This window comes from Bradyrhizobium sp. SZCCHNS3002, assembly GCF_032377435.1.
Lineage (GTDB): Bacteria > Pseudomonadota > Alphaproteobacteria > Rhizobiales > Xanthobacteraceae > Bradyrhizobium.
Genome location: NZ_JAUHHY010000012.1, coordinates 47,118 through 61,379 on the forward strand (window position 1 = coordinate 47,118; position 14,262 = coordinate 61,379).

Sequence of the window (14,262 nt, forward strand, 5' to 3'; positions counted from 1 at the left end):
AAGTCCGTCAGTACCAGCCAGAGCCGTCGGGCAGGGGTGTCAGTTCGACCATGCCGCCGTTTCCGTCGATCGTGTAACTGCCGTTGAGAACGCTCATCAGCGTGTCGCCAGACGCGACGGAAATGACGATGTTGTTCGTGTTCGCGTCGCCCTTGCCGTCGATGATCTTCTTCGGCTTTTTCGGCGTAAGTAACGCCGAGGGCATCGTCACAGAGGTCGCCTCGCCGACGGTCTTCTTAATAATGATGTCGTCGGCATCAGCAGCATCGACGGTGACCGCGCCGGCCGCTGTGACCACCCGCTGCGTCCGAGATGCGATCGTGTCGGACTCGCTGTTGAGGCCGATCGCGACATAGCGCTGCAATGGTGCCTCGAAGGTCGGCGCGCCGGATAGCCCGGTATAGACGCGTATCTGATAGGCTCCGCCTATGACGTGGAAAAAGGCGAAGCCCTGCGCATCCGCGTCAAACGGATTGCCCAGCGGCGTCGTTCCTCCCCGATCGGCATAGAGAACCGCCAGCGGCTGACCAGGGACCTCGCTGCGCACCTCGACGTGCGCGGCAGGAACGACATTCCCAGCTGAATCGAGCACACTGAACTGATGGCGTGGAAATACCATTAAATGCTCCTAGACGGCGCTGCCGAGCGTATCGCCGGTGTTCACCAAGAAGGTGATGTAGGCCAAGCCATCAATCGAGCGACCGCCGCCGCCACCCGCTCCTGGCGAGCCTCTCCCAGACACGTTGGCGCCCGCTCCGCCAGCTGCTCCAGGACCGCCTCCTGCGCCACCACTGGATCCACCGGGCGTTCCAATTGCGCCACCACCGCCAGGCCCGCCGCCAGCGAATAGAGTTCCCGACCCGCCAAATGTCCCCGACGCACCGTCGCCATATCCGGGACCGCCCCCCGTGCCGCCTATGACACCAGCGCCGCCGCCCCCGCCGCCGCCGCCGCTCGCAATGCCGGCCGTACCGCCGCCACCACCGCCGCCACCACCCCAGAGCGCCCCTGTGTATGTCACGTTGACCGGCGATCGCGCGTATAAGGCCGTGCCCCCGTTGCCGCCCGGTGATCCGTTGATGATACCGCCAGAGATACTGTTCGACCCGCCAGTCCCACCTGCGCCTCCGGCCCCAATGATAGCTCCGGCGATGATCAGGTTGATCGTCACACCACCCGGCCAAATACCGATATTGAAGCTGGGAACGGCGGAGGAATTCGACCCGATCAGCACGCCATTGTTGATGATCGCATTGATCACGTTTCCGGACACTGGCGCCGGATAGATCGAATCGTGCTCGGTCCGCAGGTTGATGTTGTAGCGGTTGGCGTCGAAAATGATGTAGCGGACATTGGCGTCCGTATCCGGCGCCGTCCACAGCATCTCCTCGGCCTCCGCCGCGAAACGGTCGGGCCGGGGATCGAGCCTGGTGACCTGGATCGGCAGGTCGGCCGGTGCACCGCTCGCATCCTGGATGCAGAACGACCTTACCAGGTAGCCGCCACCCATGCCTATATCCGTGCCCGCATAGCGCGCCGTCGCCAACGTTACTTTGCGCGGCGGATCGCGGAAACGGCCGAGCATGATGGCGCCGAGCCTGTCTGCCACAGAACGCCCCGCCTGCGGAATCCAGCGCGACAGGATAGTCTTGATCGCGGGCGAGCCGTAATCGCCTTCGGCGTCGCCGTCGATCGTGAGCGACGTCGATACATAGTTGTCGAGGTTCGAGAGCGGCTTGGTCGGGTCCTTGCGCCCAAAATAGACCTGTACGCGCGACAGCCGCTTATCCGGCTGGTCCTTGAGTGTCAGCGAGCCCTGCAGCGTATTGTCCGGCGTGAACGTCGCTGCATTGGTGCTAACCGCGCGCAGCACCTGATACCGGATTTTCTGGGCTACCTCGTCCGGCCACACTGCCAGCGCCGCCTGCTGAATCAGCTCGGAGACCAGCGTTGAAACCGAGGTCGGCTCGCACAGTACGGCGGTATAGACGTTCCCGAGAAAGGTGGAATCCTCCGCCTCCCACTCCGTCATGTTGATGTAGCCAGCATCAATACCTGCATAATTCACGAGGAGATCACGAATGATCGCCGAAGGTGACTGCGACAGGTAATAGAGCACGAGCTGACAGCGGTCCTGCGCCTTATGCGCCGCCGCGGTGGTGCCCAGCACTCCGCGCAGAATTGTCAGATTGTCACCGGAGCGCGAGAATTGCACGACTTCGTTGCCGCCGATCATTAGGTATCCCGCGGTCGGATATTCGGCATTTCCGATGCCGGCGGGCAGCAGCGCGGCGGACCCTTGACTGTTGGTGATGTCAGCAGCGAGGAATCCTGTCGATAGTTTCGGCGCCTGGGCACGATCGCCGTCCGCCAGTTTCAGGACGTCCTTGGCGATGACGGTAAACTTGCCATCGGCGGTGGGGCCGTCAGTCGAGTCGATGATGAAATGCCGCGTGTCGAGATCGGTGAAGGTCCCGCCATCGAACAGGAAAGTGCGCCAGCGCAGCGCAGCCCCGCGCAGGAAAGGCTGCCGCGCCCGAAACTTTCCCCAGAAGGTGCCAAGCGCGAACGGGTCATAGTTGCGGTCCGCAAGATAGCGATCGCCGGCCGGCCCTGTGTCGGAATCCAGATGGTCGCGGAATGTCACCGTCAGAGTCGCGCGCGTGCCCAGGCTTTCGCCCAACGACATGGTCGCCGGCGAGTAGGAAATCTCCTGGATGGACGGAATGGCATCGATGCCACGCGAGAGATAGTCCGCAGGCTTGGCAAACCGCAGCGTCACCAGCTCCTGCGTATAGTGCGCACGATCCTGGCAGGTTGCCTTGCTGTTGTAGCACTTCGCCGTGCCTGTCGACGGGATCGACGCTGTGCACGGCGCCACACCATAGGTGAGGCTGCACATCGGCAAGTCGATCTCGACATAGATCATCTGCTGCATCAGGCAACACCAGACACTTTCAGATCGAAGGCAAGCAAATTGTGCGGTCCGATCGGAGCCGGCATCGGATCATCCGTCAGCCAACAGAAGCCGACCTCGCGCGGATAGCTCTGAGAGCGCCAGGCAAAGAAGAACGGCGTCTGTTGCGCGGCCGAGAGGAAAGCGTCCATGTTGGCGCGGTACCAAGCAGGCGAAATCAGCGACAGCGGGATCGTCGTCTCGCGCCAGCTGCCAACCTCGATGCGGCCGAGAAACTTGCCGCTCTCGCTGCGCCCGTTGACAATGCTGGTCTTGCGCGCATACGGCAGTGGCGTATGCCCGGCATAGATGCGCCGCTCCATCACCAGCAGCCGGCCGACATACACGACGGCCGCTCGAGGCTTATCTGACCCCGCCTGCAGCCGAATGCGGATCTGTGCCAGCGATTGCGCCTCGAACCGGAACAGCGCCGGTCCATCGTCCGGCAACAGGACCTCTTCAACGATCTCGGTCCAAACGCCAGAGATCAAGCCCTCAACCGAGACCGGAACCGAAGCCGAGGCAAGGTTATGACCGGCAACCGCGATGTAGTCGATTGGGTCCACCTCGTTGGTGACAATGGTGAGATACTGCTCGGTCATGACCAGCGAGCGCCAGTCCAGATGACTGGCCGGATTGGCGAGGTTCGAAGCCGGATACAACGGGTCCTGACTCGTCGCCGAGATCGTGGTCGGGGTAACGACGTTTCGCCAGCCTACCAGCGGTAAGTCTGGCGTCTCGACCCCGGCCAGTGCGAGAACGGCCGCCGTGGAAATCACCAGCATCAGGCTGCCACCACGTTGAGCTTGTAGCCGTCGCGGAACATCTCGTTCATGTGGTCGATGATCTGGGCCACCGCGTCGCGCGTCGTCACCGCGGGGATCGCGAGGTTGACGCTCTGCCCGCCGGCGCCCCGCCGCGGATCGGCCCCGCCGCCCTCGTTGGGCCGCCAGACATCGATCTGCTCGCCGGGCGACGCCATGAACTGCACCGGCACCGAATCCGCCCCGCCGGATCCCGTCACCATCATAGAGCCGCCGGTCATGAAGCCGGTGGGCACCTGCTGGCTCTTGATGCTGGCGACCAGGCGCGCGCCCTGCGCGAGCACCGCGGCCATCGCCGCGATGTTGGCTGGGAACGGCAGCTCCAGCGCCTTGGCGGCGCCGGTGTACATCGAGATCGTGCCCTGGATGACGCCGAACACTTTCGCGGCCGTCGCCATCGCCGAGCTCTCCTTGCCGAAGGCGCCGGCGATCTGGGCGAAGCTACCGGCCATCGAGGCGCCAGCCTGGCTCCAGGTCGCGCCCATGCTCTCGGCGATCTGCTTCTGCCGCTCGTTGAAGGTGTCGAGCGTGATGACGCCGGCGTCATAGAGTTGCTGCAGCTGCGTCATCTGGAATTCGAACTGCTGCGTCGGATTCATCGCCGTCACCGCCGCCTGCGCACCGGCCACCTTCATCGCGGCGAGCGCGGCGGCGTCGCCGGCGGCCGTGATCGCCGCGCGCCGCTGGTCGGTCAGCGGGATATTGGCGGCCAGCGCGATCGCCTCGGCCTGGTAGGCGATCTTGAGCTTCTCCTGCTCGCCGACGGTCTTGCCGATCGAATCCGCCTCGGCCTGGCGGCCCGCGGTCGCCTTGGCCTGGCTGATCAGGAACTTGTCCAGCGCGTCCTTTTGCGCGGTCGTGCTGGCAATGACCGGCGCCTCGGTCTTGGACCAGGTCGCGCCGTAGATCTCCACCTCCTTGGAGAGGTTCTTCAGCGCCATGGTCTGGCCGCCCCATGTCGCCGTGGGGTCGCCGTCCTTGCTCGCCTGCCACATCTGCGTCAGGCTGCTCTTGAGCTCGCCGAACGCCTGCGCGGTCTGCAGGCTCGAATTGCGCATCGTGTCGAACGCCTTCGAGACCTCGCCCGACGCGAGCTGGCCCATGGCCTCGCGCAACGAGCCGATCGTCACGAAGATCTGCTGCCACGTCGTGATCAAGGTCATGCCGACCGTGACCAGGCTGTTCATCACGGTCGCAAGCTTCTCGGCCACCGCATTGAACCACTCGGTATTCTTGCGCGAATCCAGGAACGATTCCGAGAGCTGCTCCAAGGCGGGCAACATCTTCGCCGTGATCGTGGTGATCAGCCCTTCCTTGATCTTGCCCATGCGCGTGAGGTTGTCGTTGAACGCCTCCGCGGCCATGGTGGTGCGCTTGTCGAGCACCAGGCCGAACTTTTGCGCCTCGTCGCCCATCTCCTCGAGGCCGTCGCGGCCGGAGTTGAGCAGCGGGATCATTTCGGCGCCGGCCTTGCCGAAGATCTGGATCGCCAGCGCCGTCTTGCTGGCGCCATCCTTGTAACCCTCGAACTTGTCGGCGATGTCCTTCAGGACGTCGGACGACTCGCGCAGCGTGCCGTCCTGGTTCTTGACCGAGATCCCCATCGCGGTGAAGGCCTGCGCGGCCGTCGACGCGCCATCGCTCGCCGCCTCCGTCATCGCCCGCGACAGCTTGCCGACGCTCTTGCCGAGCGCCTCCATCGAGACGTCCGACAGCTCGCCGGCATATTTCAGCTTCGAGAGCTCCTCGACCGAGATGCCGGCCGACTGCGACATCTTGTTGAGCTCGTCGGCGCCGTCGATGACATGCTTCATCGATACCGCCAGCGCGGTACCCGCAGCCGCCGCGGCCACAGCGATCGCCGCCAGCCCGACCTTGGCGGCATTCCCCAGCGACGCCAGCGACGACTCCGCGCCCTTCAGACTCTTGTCGAGGTCCGCGGTATCGCCGCCGATGATGATCTTGAGATTGCCGACGACCGAGGCCATTGCCGCTCCGGCTAATTTACGTCGTCATGGCCGGGCTTGACCCGGCCATCCATCGCCTTCGGCGAGACCTCGCCGCCATGCATCAGCGTGATCATCCGCGCGACCGCCTTCATATCCTGCCAGCTCTGCCTGGGCCTTCGCGCAGCGCTGTCCCGCACCTGCAGCTTGCGCAGCGTCGGCGGCCGCTTCATGCGCGGCAACATCGCCGTGATGTACGCCGACCAGGCGCGATCATTGTGGTCGCGGATCAGGCCGGCTTCCCTGCCCTTCAGCACCGCCACGATCTGCCGCGGCGATTTCCGCCAGAACGCATCATCGTCGAGGCCGAACGATAGCCATTGATGCAAGAGGCCGAGCCAGTCCCATTCCGGCCCGGCACCTAAGGGCCCGCGGGGGTGTCTCCCGCAGGCGGCACCTTCTTCGGATCCACGAAAGCGCCGCTGAACGCCTGCGTGACGAGCTCGATCATGTCGACCGGCGCAATCCGACGGAAGTAGCTGCCGACCTCGTCGAGCGTCATCTCCGGCTTGTTGTCCAGGAGCCCGGCCCAGAAGAACGTCCGCAGCAGCTTCATCGACATCGCTTCGCGGTTGCCGACGACACCGATCAGCTGGCTCACGCGCATGTCCAGCGCATCCTCGAGCCGATACAGCGCCTCGGCCGAGTAAGACAGCAGCAGCTTCTCGCCGTCGAGCTCGAACGCGACGGCGCCCTTCAACGGATTACCCATGGCTCACCTCAGGACCCGTTCAGGCTGGGCTTGCCCGACACCTTGAAGGTGAGCGAGGCCGCCATCTTGTCGTCGATCGGCGCATCCGGCTCGTAACCGGTCAGGATGGCCGCGAACGCGAACACCGAGCCGTCGGGAAACACGATCTGCCGGTTCTTCAGCGCGGCCGAGCCCGTCAGCGCCAGCTCGGCCATCAGGTTCGCCGCATCGACGCCGCCCGGAATGAAGTTCATCTCGAGCGACACCTCGCCGCCGTCCTTCATGCCGGCGATGAACTCGCGCCAGGCCTCCGGTGACAGCTCGTGGCTGGCGTCGACGGTATCGCGCGACATCGCCGGCGGCGTGATCGCGGTGACCTCGGCGATGGTGGTGAAGATCTCCGGCACGGCACCGTTGCCGGACTTGAACAGCGTGCCGAAGCCGATCGATGCAGAGGTAGCCATGGTCGCTCCTGCTGAGTGAGAGGATGAGGCGGAGCGTCAGGTCAGACCGCGACGCCGGATTCCGTGATGTTGATCTTGAGCTCGGTCGTCGACGTCGCGATGCCGATGATCGTCGCATAGCCGCCCGCCGCGATATCCGCGACCGGGCAAAGACCGCCGGCGGTCTTGGACAGGTAGTAGGCCAGCCCCGCGGTCAGTGTCGCGCCGATCGTGATCTTGCCTTTGGTCTGGACCCGCGCCGGCTGGTTGGCCGAGCCGGCGTTCAGCGCGAGGCCGCGCGGCGAGCGCACAGCCGCCGTCGCGGAGTCGCAGTCCGCCTTGTAGTACTTGCCATCGCTGGCGCGATACACCGCCTGGCCCTGCGTTACGGCCTCGCCGAACCAGCCATCCTCGACCACGGCATCGGCACCCTGCACCACGTTGGCAGCAGTAATCGCGAGATCAGCCATCTGGCTTGCTCCTGTTGGGGTTAAGTCGCGTCGAACGGCGCGCCCTCGGTCACCCGATAGGTCACGCGATATTCCAGGCGGATCGCGCCGATGTGGTTCTTGCCGTCGGCCTCGGCGATGATCTCGGTGCCGACCAGCTCGCAGTTCTGCGCCAGGCCGCCGAACACGACGACGCGCGGCTCGTACTCGATCAGCTGGCCCATCCGCTCCTCGAGCTCGCCGGCGATGCCGTCGAGCAGATCGTCCGGCACGTCCGGCGTCACGACGCGCGCTTCCAGGAACAGCGTGCACGGCCGCTCCTGCTTGGGCGGCCGGCCCATCACTGTGCGTGCCGATGTCTCCGACCGCATGTAGATCAGCAGCGTCGGCTGGTGCTCCGCCCCGAGCGGCCTGCTACGTCCGGCATAGACCCGCGCACCAGTCGTCGGCAGCCCCGTGAGCTGCGTCTCCAGGTAATCCCGGATCCGCTTGCGCATGTGATCGACCATTGGCGCTCTCTCAGCCGTCCTGGCCGGGCTTGACCCGGCCATCCATCACGCCGCGCGCGGCAGCTTGCTCGCCACGAAGCGCTCGAACCCCGCCTGCGCATTCGGCAGCAGCCGCGCGTCGAAGGTCGCCTTGGCCGTGTCGAAGAACGGAAACCGCTTCTGATATTTCGGCGCCTTCACGAACATGATGACCGGCACCATGTCGCGCAGCCCCTGGCGCCAGTAGATGCCCGGCGCGACATTGCGGCCGGCGCGCCCGGTGCCGTCGGGACGCAGCACGAAGTAGCGGCCGACGTTCTTCTTCTTGCGCTTCAGCGAGGCCGCGGTGGCATTCGCCTTGACGCCGGAATAGATCTCGGCGGCCTGCACCTGCGACAGGATGCGCTCGATCATCGAGCCCGGGATGTTGCCGAAGGCATCGAGCTTGACGCCCTTGCCTGGCACCGCGAATTCGTCCGGCTTCATGTGGCCGGCGGCAATGAGCCGCTTCTCATGGCTCTTGTGCACGCGCGCCCCGCCCTCGACCTGCGGGCCGAGATAGCGCCAGGCCGGGATCGAGCCGAAGCCTTCCTTGAAAAACACCTCGGCGACCAGGTCGCGCTTCGTCGCCGGCTTCAGGTAGAGCGAATTCAGCGTGAACCGCGTCGGCCGGTCGAACACCTCGCGCATCCTCTCGACCTCGGCCGCCTTGATGTCCTGGCCGGTCTTGGTCAGCGCATAGGCCGTCACTATCGGCGCATCCTCCGCCGCGAGCTGCTGGATCTGGCGCATCAGGTCGCCCATCTCGACGCGATAGTGCACGGACGGCATCAGCCCGCTCCCAACCGCAGCAGCACCATGCCGGTCCCGTCCGGCTCGATCGAGACGACATGGAACGTCCCCTCGCCGGCGACCTGCAGGCCATCGCCGGCGCCGGTCGAGGCCGCGCCCGGAAGATCGACCGCGCGGCAGAAGAACGTCGGCCGAACGTCGATCGTCATCACGTCGTTGATGTCCGTCATGTCAGAGGGATCGTCGAACTGCCCATGGAACGGCGCCGACGCCGCGCCGCCCGCCGGCGTATAGATCGCGACCGCGCCGAATTCGTCGGGATTGACGAACGCGGCGCGATCGGCGTCGGACTCGATCGGCATGGGCGGTTACTTCGCGGCGTCGAGCGCGGCGATGTAGTCGTCGAGCGTCGCGAACTGCAGCTTCAGTTTCGACGAGGCGTCATAGACCTTCGCGGCATCGTCGCGCTTCCGCTGCCGTTCGAGCTCGGCGGTGTCGGTCTCGCTGATCATATCGGCGGGCACCAAGCCCTTCTTGAGGGCGCCGCTCTTCAGCATCGCCTCGACCGCACCTTCGTCGTCGATCGACACGTCCTCGCCCGGCTCGAAACGCTGAACCACGTTCTTGCCGTCGACGACAGCGCCGTGCTCGATCACGCCCTGCGCGATCAGCCCCGTCTTCTTCAATGCCTTCGCCATGAGTTCCTCTTTCGGTTGAGTGGTTTGTTCTCTCCGCCGTCATGGCCGGGCTTGACCCGGCCATCCATCTGCTTGCGAGAAGGATGGATGCCCGGGTCAAGCCCGGCCATGACGAGCGGGAACTAGGCGACCGCGTTCTGGAAGAAGTAGGCCGCGTCGTTCGCCGCGATGACTTCCTTGAGGGACTCGCCGACGCGGACGCGGGTGCCGCCGCGCATACCGATGTTCGGATCGTCCTGGATGGTGCCGGAGATGCGCTCGCCCCACTGAGCAGTGAAGCCGAAGGTGACAGTGCCGGTCGGCGACACCACCTGCGGCGCACGGTAGATGAACGATGCGTGTTTGCCCCAGAGACGCGACAGGGTCGCCGTCTGGCCGGGCTTGGCCGAGTTGTACCAGGACGAGCCGACCAGGACCTCCTCGAGCTCGAAGAGATCAGCCAGCGCCTCGCGCGAGACGGCCGCGCCACCACCGGTGGCATTGCCGCCCATCGGATACACCGCCGCGGTCACCTTCGGATGGGTGCGCAACTTCGACCAGGTCGCCTGTCCGAACACGGCCACGTTCGGCCGGATGAGACAGGCATCGAGTGCGGTCAGAATCGCCTGCACCGGATCCGAGTTGGTGAAGTCGGACCATTGCGTGGTGCCGGACAACGTGGTGCGCTGCGCCGAGGGATACGTGCCCAGCGTGAAGAGCGTCGTCGCCACACGGTTCTCGCGATCGAGCGCGACGAGATCGGAGAGAAGCTCGGTCGAGCGCGACTCCGGGTCGATCGGCATCACGCCCTGGACCGCCTGCGCCGCCATCGCGTTCTGAATGTCGGCATTCGGGATCTTGTCGTCGAGGGCGTAGTCGACCACCGAATCGGTCTGCTCGGTCGCGGTCCAGTCGATCTCGTTCGGCGCGGACTTGCGGCCGACGCGGGTGTCCGGAATCGTGAAGCCGTCGGCGAGCGTGTACTTCGACCACTTGAATGCCGAGGAGTCGACGGGAACGCGCGGCAGCACCTGGTCGGCGATGAACAGCTGGTTGCGATAGGCCAGCGTGATCGCCGTCAGGCGCTGCTGGATGACGAAGGGGGCCTGGGCCATTGCGAGGAGTCTCCTGAGAAAGGCGGGAACGATGTGGCGAAAGGAGGGGAGCGCGCGCGATCAGCCCTGCAGGCTGCTCGGCGCGATCTTGACCGGGATGACGTCGCCGGAGACGCCGGAGATCAGCGCCATGCCGCCGATCCGGTTGTTGACGCCGGCAGCCGGCGCTGCGGTGACGCCCTGGCCGCTCGCGTCGGCGGTCAGCAGGTCGCCGCGGGCGACGGTGCCCCCGAGTTTGATATCGGCGATGCCCTCGAGCACCACATCGCAGCGCTCGCCGGACGCCGCATCGATATCGGTCGAAGCGCCGATGATCTTGTCGGTCGCGGCCGCACCGGTCAGCACGCCGAAATCGTTGGCTCCGACTTTGACGAAGCGGTTGGCGGAAATCGCGGCCTCGGCCGTGTAGCTCTTGGTCAAACCCATGTTCGCCATGGTCGTCTCCTGTGTGTCTCTCTGCGGTAAAAGTGGCGGCGATCAGCCGTTGCGCTCGACGTGCGCGACGGCCTGGGCGGTCGAGATGCGGTTGCCGAGCTTGGCCTGCTCGTTCTGATAGGCGCGGGCCTTGACGGCGAGCTCGTGCGCGCTGGGCTTGTTGTCTTGCGCATCGGCGCCGGCAGGCGTCGGAGCGGCCTGGAGCTTGCCCGTCACATCTTCGACCGACTGGATCGATGAGAGCGCGTTCTGGCGCTTGGACTGCGTCGCCTCGAGGATCGCGAACGCCGCCTTCTCCGGCGTCACCGACGGATCCGCCTTCATCTTCGCGACCAGCTCCTTGTCGGCGCCCGCGCTGATCTTGTCGATGCCGGCCAGGCGCTCGCGCTCGGCGGTCGCGCCGTCGGCGCGGAGCTCGGCGGCAAGCGCCGGAAACGCCGCAGCCAGATCGGCCTTGGTGGTGACGGTGCTGTTGTCGGCGAGCACTGCGGCCGACACGCTCGGATTGGAGTCCATGGTCTTACCCCTGATGGCGGTTGATGGTGAGCGGCCCGAGTTGCCACGCGCTAGCTCCGCCAGCACCTCCTCGAAGGTGCCGACGGAATCGGCGAGCCCGGCCGCAACGGCCGCGTCGCCCTTGAACATCCGCGCCTCGGTTGCGCGAATCCCTGCTTCTGACAGGCCTTTGCGGCCTGCCGCGACGGTCGAGACGAACTGCTGATAGAAGCTGTCGACCTCCTGCTGCCATTCGGCGCGGACGCTATCCGGCAATGGCTCGTAGGGATTGCCGTCGACCTTGTGTTGCCCCGCGAAGATCAGCGTTGGCTTGACACCTTCGGTCGCGAGATATTGCGAGAAATCGAGATGCATCATCACCACGCCGATCGAACCGGCCATGCCGGTCGGCGGCACCACGATGCGGCTCGCGCCGGAGGCGATTGCGTAGGCCGCCGAGGCCGCCACGCCATTGGCGACGGCGACCACGGTCTTGCTCTTGGCCGCCTCGCGCACGGCCGCGGCCGCTTCGAACGCGCCGACCGCCTCGCCGCCCGGGCTTTCGATGTCGAGCAGGATGGCCTTGGTGTTCGGATCGCGCGCGGCCGCGGCGACCTGGACCTTGAAGCCCTCATAGGAGATCAGTCCGGAGGACGCGCCGACCCACGCGCCGCGGTTTACGAACTCGCCGACCGTGGTGATGATGCCGACACCGTCCTGCGTGCGGCGGAACGGCATCGGCCGCCCGGTCTCGTCGAGCGGCGTCTGGCCATAGAAGCGGCTGGCGCGCGGCCGATGCGCCTCGGCGCCCGCATCGGTCTGCGTCGCGCGAAACAGCTCGGTCGTACTGCCGGCGTCATCGTTCATGGCGGCCGAGCGCGGACCAGCGCCGATCCGCGAGAGCAGGAACGCGCTGATCGTCTCCGCCGCCTGCGGCGCCAGGCACAGCGGCCGATTGTAGAACTGCGCGGCAATGCGGTGATACGGGATCTCGTCGCTCATGCTGTCCTCGCGCCCTTCTTGGCCGGCTGCGTCTCATCCTCGGCGTCGCCGGCATCGTCAGCGTCCGGCTCGTTCGCGGCGCTGTTGCCGTTCTGCTGTTGCGGTTGAGAGCCGGAGCTCGCCGCCGGCGCGCCGAGACCCGCCTCGTCGCGCATCCGCTGCTCCTTGCCGAGCTGCGAGATCTTCTTCTCGACCTCGCCGCCGGTGCGCTCCATGCAGACCTGCTCGCGCGTTTTCACGCCGGTCTCGATGTCCAGCGCGTCGGCCTGCGCTTCCTGATATGGATTCAGGCTTGCCCGCGAGGGTCCGATCCACTCCGCGCCGAGCCACGCCTCGCGAATGACAGGATCGTCGAAGAAGCCGGGTCGATCGAGGCGGCCGCTCGCAACCGCCTCCTCCATCATCCAGGAATAGACGACGTGATAGAAGTTGCGCGCCAGCGAGGCCCGGCGCCGGCGGAAGAACTGCCAGGCCATCTCCAGCGCCGCACGGCTGGCCGAATAGCTCGCCGTGAAATGCTTGATGAGCAGCTCGAAGGGCAACTCGAGCGCAACGCCGATCTGACGCAGGAACGCCGTATAGAACGCATCGAACTGCGGATTGGGCCGGCTCGGATTGGCGAAGCTCGCCTTTTCGCCCGGCGCCAGGCTGATCGCGGCGCCGACGCCGAGGCTCACCTCGTTGTCGTTGAGGTCGTCACTCTTCTCGCCGGCGATCGGGGCACCGTCCTCGTCCTGTGGGGTCTCGATGATGAGCGTGTACATCGCCGAGACGACCGCCGCCGAGACCTCGGCGTCGGAGTACTTGCCGAGCTTGTGCAGGTGCTCGATGATCGGCGCCAGATAGGGCACGCCGCGGGTCTGCTCCGGCCGCAAGCGCTCGAACAGATGGATCGCAGTCTGCCGGCCGTCGCGCGTGCGGAACGGGATCTCCTGCCAATCCCGCGGCTCGGCGAGCGTGATGTTGCCGGGATGGCGATTGAGCACGTTGGCCGAGACCGGCATGCCGTCATCGTCGAACTTCAATCCGCCGGCGAGACGACCGCCGGTCGCGAGCTTGCCGTCCTTCAATCCCTTGGGATTGCAGACGCGGTCCGCCTCGATCAGCTGCAGCTTGGTGCCATAGACGTCGCCGGCCCGCTTCTTGTAGCGGCGGAATACGAACGTATCGCCGGACTCGGCTGCGCTGCGCTCGCACAGCGCGGCGAGCTCGTCGAGGTGCTGGACACCGGACAGATCTGCGGTGCGGCAGAACACCTGCCATTCGCGCTCGTTCTCGCGCTCGTACGCGTCGGCCTGCTCCTCGGTAATGCCGAGGACCTCGTGGTCGATCGATGCCTGCAGGCACAACCCCTCGCCGACAACGTTGGTCACGCGCGTCGCGATCGCACCAGTCGCGATCGGCTCGTTGCGCACCAGGTCGCGGCTGCGCGCGCGCAACGTCGGAAGATCCGGCAGCGTGTCGGCGTCGGCCGAGCCCCCCAACGGTACCCAGCGCTTCATGAAGCGTCCGGTGCGGCTGGCGCCGTCATAGCCATGACCGGCATTCGCGAGCAGCGCGCGCGCCTTCAAGCGCTGCAGCCCCTTCGCCGGCGCGAAGTGCATCACGACGCGGTCGATCATGGTCGGCCGGACGGCCGGCAGCTTGCTCATTCTGGCACCACGTAGCGCACGCGCCGGCGACCGCCGGAGGCGGCCGCGGTCAACGACTTCACCTGCTGGTCCCAGAACGTGACCTGCTGCCGGATCTCCGCCGCGTCGGCGCGCGTCAGCTTGCGGCTGCCGTTGCCGGTGTCGATCTCGTAAGCCTGGCTGATCGCGACAGCGCTGGAGGCCGCAAGCCATGCGGCGAGCTGCGCCTGCGCTTGGGCAAGGGTGATGCCGGCCATA

Annotated in this window: 17 protein-coding genes; all 17 read right to left on the reverse strand. The window is 66.0% G+C overall.

What is annotated here, in order from left to right; translation table 11 throughout:
• Positions 1 to 7 precede the first annotated feature (7 nt).
• Positions 8 to 619, reverse strand: a complete 612-nt coding sequence (locus tag QW845_RS24150) for a hypothetical protein (RefSeq protein WP_315804029.1) — start codon at positions 617 to 619, stop codon at positions 8 to 10.
• A 9-nt stretch (positions 620 to 628) separates the two neighbouring features.
• The gene (locus QW845_RS24155; RefSeq protein WP_315804030.1) at positions 629 to 2,938 is read right to left on the reverse strand and encodes a hypothetical protein; all 2,310 of its coding nucleotides are present in this window, start codon (positions 2,936 to 2,938) and stop codon (positions 629 to 631) included.
• Positions 2,938 to 3,741 (reverse strand): hypothetical protein, encoded by an 804-nt coding sequence (locus QW845_RS24160; protein ID WP_315804031.1) that lies wholly within the window; start codon positions 3,739 to 3,741, stop codon positions 2,938 to 2,940. The genes QW845_RS24155 and QW845_RS24160 overlap by 1 nt, the downstream gene beginning before the upstream one ends.
• Complete coding sequence (locus QW845_RS24165) at positions 3,741 to 5,768, reverse strand: hypothetical protein (protein WP_315804032.1); 2,028 nt, start codon at positions 5,766 to 5,768, stop codon at positions 3,741 to 3,743. The genes QW845_RS24160 and QW845_RS24165 overlap by 1 nt, the downstream gene beginning before the upstream one ends.
• An 11-nt stretch (positions 5,769 to 5,779) precedes the next feature.
• Complete coding sequence (locus QW845_RS24170) at positions 5,780 to 6,115, reverse strand: hypothetical protein (RefSeq protein ID WP_315804033.1); 336 nt, start codon at positions 6,113 to 6,115, stop codon at positions 5,780 to 5,782.
• A 32-nt stretch (positions 6,116 to 6,147) separates the two neighbouring features.
• The gene (locus tag QW845_RS24175) at positions 6,148 to 6,498 is read right to left on the reverse strand and encodes a hypothetical protein (protein WP_315804034.1); all 351 of its coding nucleotides are present in this window, start codon (positions 6,496 to 6,498) and stop codon (positions 6,148 to 6,150) included.
• Positions 6,499 to 6,506: 8 nt separating this feature from the next.
• Positions 6,507 to 6,941, reverse strand: a complete 435-nt coding sequence (locus QW845_RS24180; protein WP_315804035.1) for a phage tail tube protein — start codon at positions 6,939 to 6,941, stop codon at positions 6,507 to 6,509.
• Between the two features lie 41 nt (positions 6,942 to 6,982).
• Positions 6,983 to 7,390: a hypothetical protein gene (locus QW845_RS24185; protein WP_315804036.1), complete on the reverse strand. Its 408-nt coding sequence runs from the start codon at positions 7,388 to 7,390 to the stop codon at positions 6,983 to 6,985.
• Between the two features lie 20 nt (positions 7,391 to 7,410).
• Positions 7,411 to 7,878: a hypothetical protein gene (locus tag QW845_RS24190; protein ID WP_315804037.1), complete on the reverse strand. Its 468-nt coding sequence runs from the start codon at positions 7,876 to 7,878 to the stop codon at positions 7,411 to 7,413.
• 45 nt (positions 7,879 to 7,923) lie between these two features.
• Complete coding sequence (locus QW845_RS24195) at positions 7,924 to 8,688, reverse strand: hypothetical protein (RefSeq protein WP_315804038.1); 765 nt, start codon at positions 8,686 to 8,688, stop codon at positions 7,924 to 7,926.
• On the reverse strand, positions 8,688 to 9,011 hold the full coding sequence (locus tag QW845_RS24200; protein ID WP_315804039.1) for a hypothetical protein: 324 nt from the start codon (positions 9,009 to 9,011) through the stop codon (positions 8,688 to 8,690). Before QW845_RS24200 ends, QW845_RS24195 begins: the two co-directional genes overlap by 1 nt.
• Before the next feature lie 6 nt (positions 9,012 to 9,017).
• Positions 9,018 to 9,347: a hypothetical protein gene (locus QW845_RS24205; RefSeq protein WP_315804040.1), complete on the reverse strand. Its 330-nt coding sequence runs from the start codon at positions 9,345 to 9,347 to the stop codon at positions 9,018 to 9,020.
• Positions 9,348 to 9,469: 122 nt separating this feature from the next.
• Entirely contained in the window at positions 9,470 to 10,441 is a 972-nt protein-coding gene (locus QW845_RS24210; protein WP_315804041.1) for a capsid protein, read from the reverse strand.
• 60 nt (positions 10,442 to 10,501) lie between these two features.
• Entirely contained in the window at positions 10,502 to 10,876 is a 375-nt protein-coding gene (locus QW845_RS24215; RefSeq protein WP_315804042.1) for a capsid cement protein, read from the reverse strand.
• 42 nt (positions 10,877 to 10,918) lie between these two features.
• A complete protein-coding gene (locus QW845_RS24220; RefSeq protein ID WP_315804043.1) occupies positions 10,919 to 12,373 on the reverse strand; it encodes a S49 family peptidase in 1,455 nt (484 codons plus the stop codon).
• Positions 12,370 to 14,025: a phage portal protein gene (locus QW845_RS24225; RefSeq protein WP_315804044.1), complete on the reverse strand. Its 1,656-nt coding sequence runs from the start codon at positions 14,023 to 14,025 to the stop codon at positions 12,370 to 12,372. Before QW845_RS24225 ends, QW845_RS24220 begins: the two co-directional genes overlap by 4 nt.
• Positions 14,022 to 14,261, reverse strand: a complete 240-nt coding sequence (locus QW845_RS24230; protein WP_315804045.1) for a DUF6148 family protein — start codon at positions 14,259 to 14,261, stop codon at positions 14,022 to 14,024. The genes QW845_RS24225 and QW845_RS24230 overlap by 4 nt, the downstream gene beginning before the upstream one ends.
• Position 14,262: the final 1 nt, after the last annotated feature.

What these genes read in the sequence shown, in the direction of transcription:
- QW845_RS24195 (WP_315804038.1), bottom strand. Translation starts at nt 8,688, where the DNA reads ATGCCGTCCGTGCACTATCGCGTCGAGATGGGCGACCTGATGCGCCAG.
- QW845_RS24225 (WP_315804044.1), bottom strand. Translation starts at nt 14,025, where the DNA reads ATGAGCAAGCTGCCGGCCGTCCGGCCGACCATGATCGACCGCGTCGTG.
- QW845_RS24150 (WP_315804029.1), bottom strand. Translation starts at nt 619, where the DNA reads ATGGTATTTCCACGCCATCAGTTCAGTGTGCTCGATTCAGCTGGGAAT.
- QW845_RS24165 (WP_315804032.1), bottom strand. Translation starts at nt 5,768, where the DNA reads ATGGCCTCGGTCGTCGGCAATCTCAAGATCATCATCGGCGGCGATACC.
- QW845_RS24210 (WP_315804041.1), bottom strand. Translation starts at nt 10,441, where the DNA reads ATGGCCCAGGCCCCCTTCGTCATCCAGCAGCGCCTGACGGCGATCACG.
- QW845_RS24205 (WP_315804040.1), bottom strand. Translation starts at nt 9,347, where the DNA reads ATGGCGAAGGCATTGAAGAAGACGGGGCTGATCGCGCAGGGCGTGATC.
- QW845_RS24220 (WP_315804043.1), bottom strand. Translation starts at nt 12,373, where the DNA reads ATGAGCGACGAGATCCCGTATCACCGCATTGCCGCGCAGTTCTACAAT.
- QW845_RS24230 (WP_315804045.1), bottom strand. Translation starts at nt 14,261, where the DNA reads ATGGCCGGCATCACCCTTGCCCAAGCGCAGGCGCAGCTCGCCGCATGG.
- QW845_RS24175 (WP_315804034.1), bottom strand. Translation starts at nt 6,498, where the DNA reads ATGGGTAATCCGTTGAAGGGCGCCGTCGCGTTCGAGCTCGACGGCGAG.
- QW845_RS24200 (WP_315804039.1), bottom strand. Translation starts at nt 9,011, where the DNA reads ATGCCGATCGAGTCCGACGCCGATCGCGCCGCGTTCGTCAATCCCGAC.
- QW845_RS24215 (WP_315804042.1), bottom strand. Translation starts at nt 10,876, where the DNA reads ATGGCGAACATGGGTTTGACCAAGAGCTACACGGCCGAGGCCGCGATT.
- QW845_RS24180 (WP_315804035.1), bottom strand. Translation starts at nt 6,941, where the DNA reads ATGGCTACCTCTGCATCGATCGGCTTCGGCACGCTGTTCAAGTCCGGC.
- QW845_RS24185 (WP_315804036.1), bottom strand. Translation starts at nt 7,390, where the DNA reads ATGGCTGATCTCGCGATTACTGCTGCCAACGTGGTGCAGGGTGCCGAT.
- QW845_RS24190 (WP_315804037.1), bottom strand. Translation starts at nt 7,878, where the DNA reads ATGGTCGATCACATGCGCAAGCGGATCCGGGATTACCTGGAGACGCAG.
- QW845_RS24160 (WP_315804031.1), bottom strand. Translation starts at nt 3,741, where the DNA reads ATGCTGGTGATTTCCACGGCGGCCGTTCTCGCACTGGCCGGGGTCGAG.
- QW845_RS24155 (WP_315804030.1), bottom strand. Translation starts at nt 2,938, where the DNA reads ATGCAGCAGATGATCTATGTCGAGATCGACTTGCCGATGTGCAGCCTC.